This is a genomic window from Streptomyces yongxingensis, from assembly GCF_055597465.1.
The window spans coordinates 9,830,635-9,837,737 of the sequence record NZ_CM145717.1 but is presented as its reverse complement, the minus strand read 5'-3'; the positions used below and the strand labels follow the sequence as shown (position 1 = coordinate 9,837,737).

At 71.0% G+C, this 7,103-nt stretch carries 4 protein-coding genes; 2 read left to right on the top strand and 2 right to left on the bottom strand.

Annotated features, from left to right (window positions below; all coding sequences use genetic code 11):
• Window positions 1-125: 125 nt before the first annotated feature.
• Complete coding sequence (mhpA, locus tag ACZ6TD_RS42080; protein WP_471346690.1) at window positions 126-1,724, top strand: bifunctional 3-(3-hydroxy-phenyl)propionate/3-hydroxycinnamic acid hydroxylase MhpA; 1,599 nt, start codon at window positions 126-128, stop codon at window positions 1,722-1,724.
• A 16-nt stretch (window positions 1,725-1,740) separates the two neighbouring features.
• Here the strand turns inward: mhpA and ACZ6TD_RS42075 are convergent, their stop codons facing one another.
• Together ACZ6TD_RS42075 and ACZ6TD_RS42070 are read right to left on the bottom strand one after the other, a co-directional pair.
• Window positions 1,741-4,629: a helix-turn-helix transcriptional regulator gene (locus ACZ6TD_RS42075; protein ID WP_471346688.1), complete on the bottom strand. Its 2,889-nt coding sequence runs from the start codon at window positions 4,627-4,629 to the stop codon at window positions 1,741-1,743.
• A gap of 632 nt (window positions 4,630-5,261) precedes the next feature.
• Complete coding sequence (locus ACZ6TD_RS42070; protein ID WP_471346686.1) at window positions 5,262-5,891, bottom strand: malonic semialdehyde reductase; 630 nt, start codon at window positions 5,889-5,891, stop codon at window positions 5,262-5,264.
• 208 nt (window positions 5,892-6,099) lie between these two features.
• On the opposite strand from ACZ6TD_RS42070, the gene ACZ6TD_RS42065 reads away from it, so the two are divergent.
• Complete coding sequence (locus tag ACZ6TD_RS42065; protein WP_471346684.1) at window positions 6,100-7,074, top strand: zinc-dependent alcohol dehydrogenase; 975 nt, start codon at window positions 6,100-6,102, stop codon at window positions 7,072-7,074.
• The last annotated feature ends 29 nt before the right edge of the window (window positions 7,075-7,103 follow it).

Genomic DNA, 7,103 nt, shown 5'->3' with positions numbered 1-7,103 from the left:
AAACGAGGAGAATCCCCTGATTCACCCCCCTCATCCCCCCTTACTTCGTGATCGCCAAACCCCCTTTGTCCCAGTCCGTTCGGCCTCCGCTGATAGGTTCACCGCACCGGAGGAGGGAGGCGCGGATGCGCTCTGCGGGCTCTGGGCGGGGGCCGGACACACCGGATGCGGATGTGCTCATCGTCGGCTACGGACCCATCGGTCAGGTGCTGTCCATCCTGCTGGCCACCCGGGGGTGGCAGGTGCTGGTCGTGGAGCGGTGGGAGAAGCCGTACACACTGCCGCGGGCGACCAGCTTCGACGGTGAGACGGCCCGGACTCTGGCGTCGCTGGGGGTGGCCGGTTCGTATCCGGAGATCGGTCTGCCGGCCGACGCCTACGACTGGCGCAACGCCGAGGGCAGATCCCTGCTACGGGTCGAGCTCGCCGAGCGGGGTGTGCACGGCTGGCCGGAGACGACCACGATGCACCAGCCCGCGCTGGAAGCGGTGCTGTGCGCCCGCGCCGAGAAGCTGCCCAACCTGCGGGTGCTGCGCGGTTACGCCGCGACGGACCTGGTGGACAGCGGCACCGGGGTCGATCTCACGGCGACGGACACGGCGGGCAGCAGCCTGCGGTGCGGCGCCTCCTGGGTGGTCGGGTGCGACGGGGCTAACAGCTTCGTCCGCGACCGCATCGGCGTGGGCCGGACGGATCTCGGCTTCTCCTTCGACTGGCTGCTGTGCGACGTGGTGCTCCACGAGCCGCGGGTGTTCTCGCCGCTCAATGTGCAGCACTGCGATCCGGCCCGGCCGACGACGGCCGTGGGCAGCGGACCGGGCCGCCGGCGCTGGGAGTTCATGCGGCTGCCTGGGGAGAGCGTGGCCGAGCTGAACCGGGCGGAGACGGCCTGGCGCCTGCTGGAGCGCTTCGATGTCACCCCGGAGAACGCCACCCTGCACCGGCACACCGTCTACAGCTTCCAGGCCGCGTGGGCGGACGAGTGGCGGCGGGGGCGGGTGCTGCTGGCCGGGGACGCCGCCCATCTGATGCCGCCGTTCACCGGTCAGGGGATGTGCGCGGGCATCCGGGATGTGCTCAATCTGTCCTGGAAACTGGATCTGGTGCTGCGGGGCGCCGCCGGTGAGGGGCTGCTGGACACCTATCCGCGAGAGCGCGTCGGCCATGTGCGGGAGGCCATCGACACGGCGGTACGGCTGGGCAAAGTGCTGTGTGTGACCGACGCCGCCACCGCCGCGAGCCGGGACGCCTCGCTGCTCGCGGGCGGCGCCGACACCGGCCGGGGCAGGCAGCACGGCGTCGCGGGCCCGCCGCTGCGGACCGGCCTGCTGTACACCGGCATCGGCACGGCGCCGGTGCCACCGGCCGGGGAGGTGATACCCCAGGGCCGGGTGCGGCACGACGGCGTGACCGGTCTCTTCGACGAGGTCGTGGGCACCGGTACGGTGCTGCTGGGGTCGGCGGATCCGACCGTGGCATTGGAGGAGTCCCAGCTCACCTTCCTCACCGGGCTCGGTACGCGGGTGGTGCACATGGTGGCGGAGGGCACCGGGGCGACACCGGGGGCCGCCGTCGACATCGACGAGGTGTATCTGCCGTTTCTGAAGGCGGCGCGGGCACGATTCCTGCTGGTGCGCCCGGACCACCACATTTACGGCGCGGCCCGCACCTCCCGGGAACTCACCGCACTCGTGGACCAGTTCAGGTCCGGGCTGTTGACGTGACCGAAGTGAGAAAAGGCTAGAGGAAGTGCGGCAGATCCTGCCGCCGCTTGACGTTGACTTTACGGAACACCCGGGTGAGGTGCTGCTCGACCGTGCTGGCGGTGATGTAGAGCTTGGCGGCGATCTCGCGGTTGGTGTAGCCCTTGGCCGCCAGTAGCGCGATCCTCCGCTCCTGTGTGGTGAGCGCGGACAGCCCGTCCTGGCGCTGATCCGCGGACATCGCGGCCTCGGGGTCGATGGGGTCGAGCGCGGCCTCCCGGCACAGGTGCTCGGCCCCGGTCTGCTTCGCCAGGTGCCAGGCGCGATGGGCCACCCGGCGGGCGTTGCGCTGGTCCCCGGTGTCCTTGAAGGCGGTGCTGAGGTCGATCAGCGCACGGGCCAGCTCGTAGTCGTCGCCACTGTCCTTGAGCATGTCGACGGCCTCGGTGAGCAGTTGCGGACGGCGGGTGACCCGGCTGACCGCCGCCAGGGTACGCAAAGACAACCCACGGTCCCGCGAGGGGCCCGGGAGCAGCCGGGCCATCTGCTCCCGTACCAGACGCTTGGCCTGGTCCTGGTCGTCCTGTGCCAGCCATGCCTCGGCCGCGCTGGTGCGCCATGGGACCACGTCGGCGCCGGGCGTGTGCCAGGTCTCGGCGAATCTGCCGCAGGCCAGGAAGTCCGCGAGCGCGGCCTGAGGGTGGTGGGTGGCCAGCCGGTAGTGGCCCCGGGCGTGCAGATAGTGCGCGCCGTAGCGGCTGTGCAGGGCCTGCTCGGGGATCGGCTGCGCCACGTACTTCTCCGCCTGCTCCAGCCTGCCGGAGCGGGTGGCGGCCAGGATGGCGCAGCCCAGCACTCCGGCCAGGCCGATGCCCCAGCCCTGGGGCGGTACGAGGGCCATGGCGCGGGCCGCCAGGTCGTGGGCGGAGATCAGGTGCCCCTGCCGCAGATGGGCCTCGGCGCGGATGGCGAGGAACTTCCCCTGCCAGGCGACGGCGTGGTGGGCGGCGGCCTCGGTCTCGAGCTTTTCGCACCAGGCATCGACCTCGTCCAGGCGGCCCGCGTGGAGCAGCGCCCGCAGGGCGAGCGCTCCTGACTCGGCGTTCCACAGCGAGCCGTGGTCGAGGTGGAAGGTGCGCAGCAGCAGTTCGGCGCGGTGCGTCCGCTGGTCGTTGCGTCCGCGGGTCAGATCGTCGGCCAGGGTGACCGCCGAAGGCAGCCATGGGTCGTGGCAGGGAGTGGCCTCCGGGGTGGCCGCGGCCACCGAATGGGCCAGTTTCCGCAGCCCGGTGTGGAGGGGGTACGCCATCGCCGCCCAGTTCGTCAGGGGCCGGATGTCCTCGGTTCCGGAGCCGGCGCCCCGATGGGCGCGTGCGCGCAGGGCGTCCAGCAGGGCGGTCAGCTCATCGAGCGCACCGGCGTTGGCCAGGCCCAGCACCAATTCGGAAACTTCCCGGCGGTCCAGGTGGCCCGCGGTGAAGTCGCGCAGCTGGGGGCGGAGATGGCGGACGGCGACCTGCGGTTTCAGCTGCCACTCCAGCCTGCTGAGCCGGGCGCGGATGCGTGCCGCTGTGGGGTCGTCGGCCCGGGTGTGCTGGGCGAGGTCCAAGCAGCTGAGCGCGGTGCTCACATCGCCGGTCGCCAGCGCCTCGTCGGAGGCCGTGACCAGCACCTCGGTGGCGCAGTCGGCACCGGGGTCCGCGGCACTCAGCAACTGCCCGGCCACCGTCAGCGCGGGTGCCCCGGCCTCGTGCAGCAGTTCGGCGGCCGCGCGGTGCAGTGCGGCCCGGCTGTCGGCGGGCATGTCCTCCAGCACGGCGGTGGCGGCCACCGGATGGCGGAACGCCTGGCCCTTGGTGAGCAGTCCGGCGCTGACCAGGGCGTGCAGGGCCCAGCCGGTCACCGTGGCATCCACCCCGGCCAGAAGGGCCACGTCCGCGACCGGCGCCGCACCGCCGAGCACGGCGAGGGCGCGCACCACGGACAGCATCGACGGCCGGGAGTGCGCCACGAGCTCGAGCAGCGCCCGTCCGTAGCCTTCGGGATAGCAGGCGCCGCCCGCCTGCTGATCGATGATCAGGGCCTGGGCGGCCAGGGGGTTGCCGCCGCTGATGCGGTGGAGCTCCGCGGTGAGCCGGGGGGATGCGGTGTGCGGTCCGAGCAGCCGGACGGCCAGGGCGTCGACTCCGCTCCGGCTCAGGGGCCTCACGGCGATCCGGTGGGCGTTGGGGCTCTGCGAGAGCAGCCCGGCCAGCAGGGGCGAACGCGGCCATCGCAGGGTGTGGTCATCGGTGAGGAGCACCAGGATGCGGGCGGAATGCAGCCAGGGGACGAGGCCGGCGAGGAAGTGCAGCGAGGGCGGGTCCAGGTAGTGGGCGTTGTCGACGCAGATCACCAAGGGGGTGGTCTCGGCCAGATGGGCCAGCTCCATGGTGAGCTTCTGGAAGACGTCGACGACCCGCGCCTCCCAGCCGCCCCCGGCTAACCGCCCATCGGTGACGGAGTGTTCGACCGCGGAGGCGAGCAGGGCGCGCACCCGGTCCCGGCTGGGCGGCGGAATCGTCATGCCGTGGAAGAGCTGGGTCACCACGCCGAACGGCAGAAGGTGCTCCCGGAGCGAGGCGGTGGCCCTCAGGACCCGGGCGCCACCCGGTTCGAGGGATTCGAGGAACTCGTGCACCAGCCTGCTCTTGCCACTGCCCAGCGGCCCGTCCACGACGGCGAGCTGCCCCTTGCCCTTCGTGGCATCGGCGAGCAGCCGGCTCAGGCCGGCCAGGATGTCATCGCGCTCGACCAGGTCGGGGAGCGCCCCGCCGGGCGCGCGGCCCCCCTCGTCTCCCCGGTCCTCCTGGTCCCTCCGGAAACCGATCGCCGACCGACCGGCGCCGACCATGGAATCGTGGCATTCCAACAAGCTCACAGGCATCCCGCTTTCTGACATTCCTCCATCCGCGCGGCCGCTCATGGGGCGTGGCCGCGCGAAAGCGCATGACGAGCAGGCAGAACTCCTCAGCGGCACAGGTGCGTTGTCCACCCTTGATGCCCGTGGCCTACCGCCAGGGGGAGAGAAATGGATGGGAAAGACGCGAGCCGGCCGGAGTCTTGTGTTTCAACAGCATGCGAACAGCGTGTGGTGGCTGTGACATGCACCGAGTAGGGGGCGATATGCACCGGGTAGGGGGCACTCTCGGGTCCTATGCGTAGGTCCCGGCGCACCGCGCTGTCAAGCGAATGAGTCGTATATCACGAAACGATCACGCCGCACTTTTCGGCCGATGCTACGTGGCCCTCGTCGCCATGGGAAGGCACCGTACGGGCGGTGTGGGCGAGGAGGTGGGGGCCGGTGATGAGGCCGAAAGTCGACGGTCCTCGGTGGGTCCCGCGTTGGTCCCGCGTGGGTCCTGCGTGCGTGGCTCGGCGTACCGCCGCCGGGCGAGGCGGACCCATGCGACGGGTCCCCCGCCCGGCACGAAGGCCCGGCGCGAAGAGGGATCAGGTCACCGCGGCTGAAGTGGCCTGATCCCCTGGAGGTGGGCGCCTCACATCACCCCGCTGAGGTCAGACCAGCTGTACCGCCTGCTCGTACGAGGGGCGCGGAAGCCGGTCCCGGAAGGCTTCGGGGCCCGGGTAGCCGATGTTGACCAGCAGGAGCGACCGCCACCGGCCATCGGGGAAGAACTCCTTGTCCACCGCCTCGGCGTTGAATCCCTTCATCGGCCCGGCCGCCAGCCCCGCCGCGCGGACGGCCAGCACGAAGTAGCCCGCCTGGAGTACCGCATTGAAGTCCATGTGGGTCTCGCGCAGTTCCTGGTTGGCCTCCAGCATCTGCTGTAACTGCGGGTTGGACGGAGCGAGGAACGGCACATACTCCGGGTAACGGGTGTCCGCGGCCAACACCGCGGTGACCGGGGCCGAGGCGGTCTGCTCCTGATTGGGCTGCGCCACCCCGGGCAGCAGCCGCTGCTTTCCTTCCTCGGTGCGTACGTACAGAATGCGCAGCGGATTGATATTCGCCGACGTCGGGGCCCATTTGAACAGTTCGTAGATGGCCCGCAGACGGTCGTCGCCCACTGGCTTGTCGCTGAAGTCATAGGCCGTCTTGGCCTCGGTGAAGAGAAGTTTCCGCCCCTCGGGTGAGAGTGCGTACAAGGGCTGATCGATATCGGGGGCCAGGGTGCTGTCCGACATGGTCGTTCCAACTCCTTACTCAGGTAGGGCGATTGCGCACACAGCGTACGCGTACGAGGTGTGCGGTGGCCGGGGACTCGGTCAGGTGGGCCGGTGGTGTGGGCCGGTGGTGTGGGGTAGGCGGCGTGGTCTACCGCCGCGCGGATCATGTGTGGCACGCTCTTGGCATGATGCCGACGGCGCGTCCCATCGGAAAGCAGGCGTTCCCTTGAGGGCCGCCGTGCTGGCGGAGCCCGGCGCGCTGTCCGTGGTGTCCGTGCCGGAGCCGTCCTGCGGGCCGGAGGATGTGCTGATCCGTATGCGGGGCACGGGGCTGTGCGGCTCCGACCTCGCGGTGCACGCGGGACGCCGGCGACCACCGAGCCTGCCCTGGGTCCTGGGTCACGAGGGGGCGGGGCGGATCGTCGAGCTGGGCCGTCAGGTCAGCGGTCTGCGCATCGGCCAGGACGTGGTCATCGAACCGGACTACTGCTGTCTGGCGTGCGAACCCTGCCACGCCGGGCGGACGTCGGCCTGTGAGGGCCGGGCCGCCGTGGGACTGACGGTCCCCGGTCTGCTGAGTGACTATGTGGTGGCCCCGGCCGCGTTCGTGTGGCCGGTCGCCCCACATCTGCCCCTCGAGGACCTGGTCTGTGTGGAACCCGCGACGGTGGCACGGGCGGCGATGCGGCGCTCGGGGATCGCACCGGGGCAGAGCTGCCTGGTGATCGGGGCCGGTTCCCAGGGTCTGCTGCTGTGCCAGGCGCTGGTCGACCACGGGGTGACGGTGTTCGTCCAGGAGCCCAACGAGGCCAGGCTCGACCGCGCGTGTTCCCTCGGCGCGAAGCCCCTGCCGCCGGACGCGGACGGGCTCCCGTGTCTCTTCGAGACCTCCGGAGCCCCCGGCGTCGTCGAGCAGGGGCTGCGACGGCTCGCCAAACACGGCACCGCCGTGCTGATCGGGATGAACACCGCCCCGCTCGGGGTCTCGCCGCGCGATCTGGTGGCGGGGCAGATCACCCTCATCGGCAGCATGATCTACGACCATCCGGTGGACTTCGCACAGACAGTCAGCGCCCTGCAGTCCCAGACCCCACCCCGGCTCGGCGCGGTGGTCAGCGACGGCTACCCCCTCGACAACGTCCAGGAGGCGTTCACCGCCGCGTACACCGCGTCGGGAAAGGTATGGGTCGACCTGTCCTGAGCCGTCGGAGCGGTGACCGCCCTGGCGGC

Coding starts and splice junctions, on each gene's coding strand:
- ACZ6TD_RS42075 (WP_471346688.1), bottom strand. CDS start 4,629: ATGCCTGTGAGCTTGTTGGAATGCCACGATTCCATGGTCGGCGCCGGT.
- mhpA (WP_471346690.1), top strand. CDS start 126: ATGCGCTCTGCGGGCTCTGGGCGGGGGCCGGACACACCGGATGCGGAT.
- ACZ6TD_RS42070 (WP_471346686.1), bottom strand. CDS start 5,891: ATGTCGGACAGCACCCTGGCCCCCGATATCGATCAGCCCTTGTACGCA.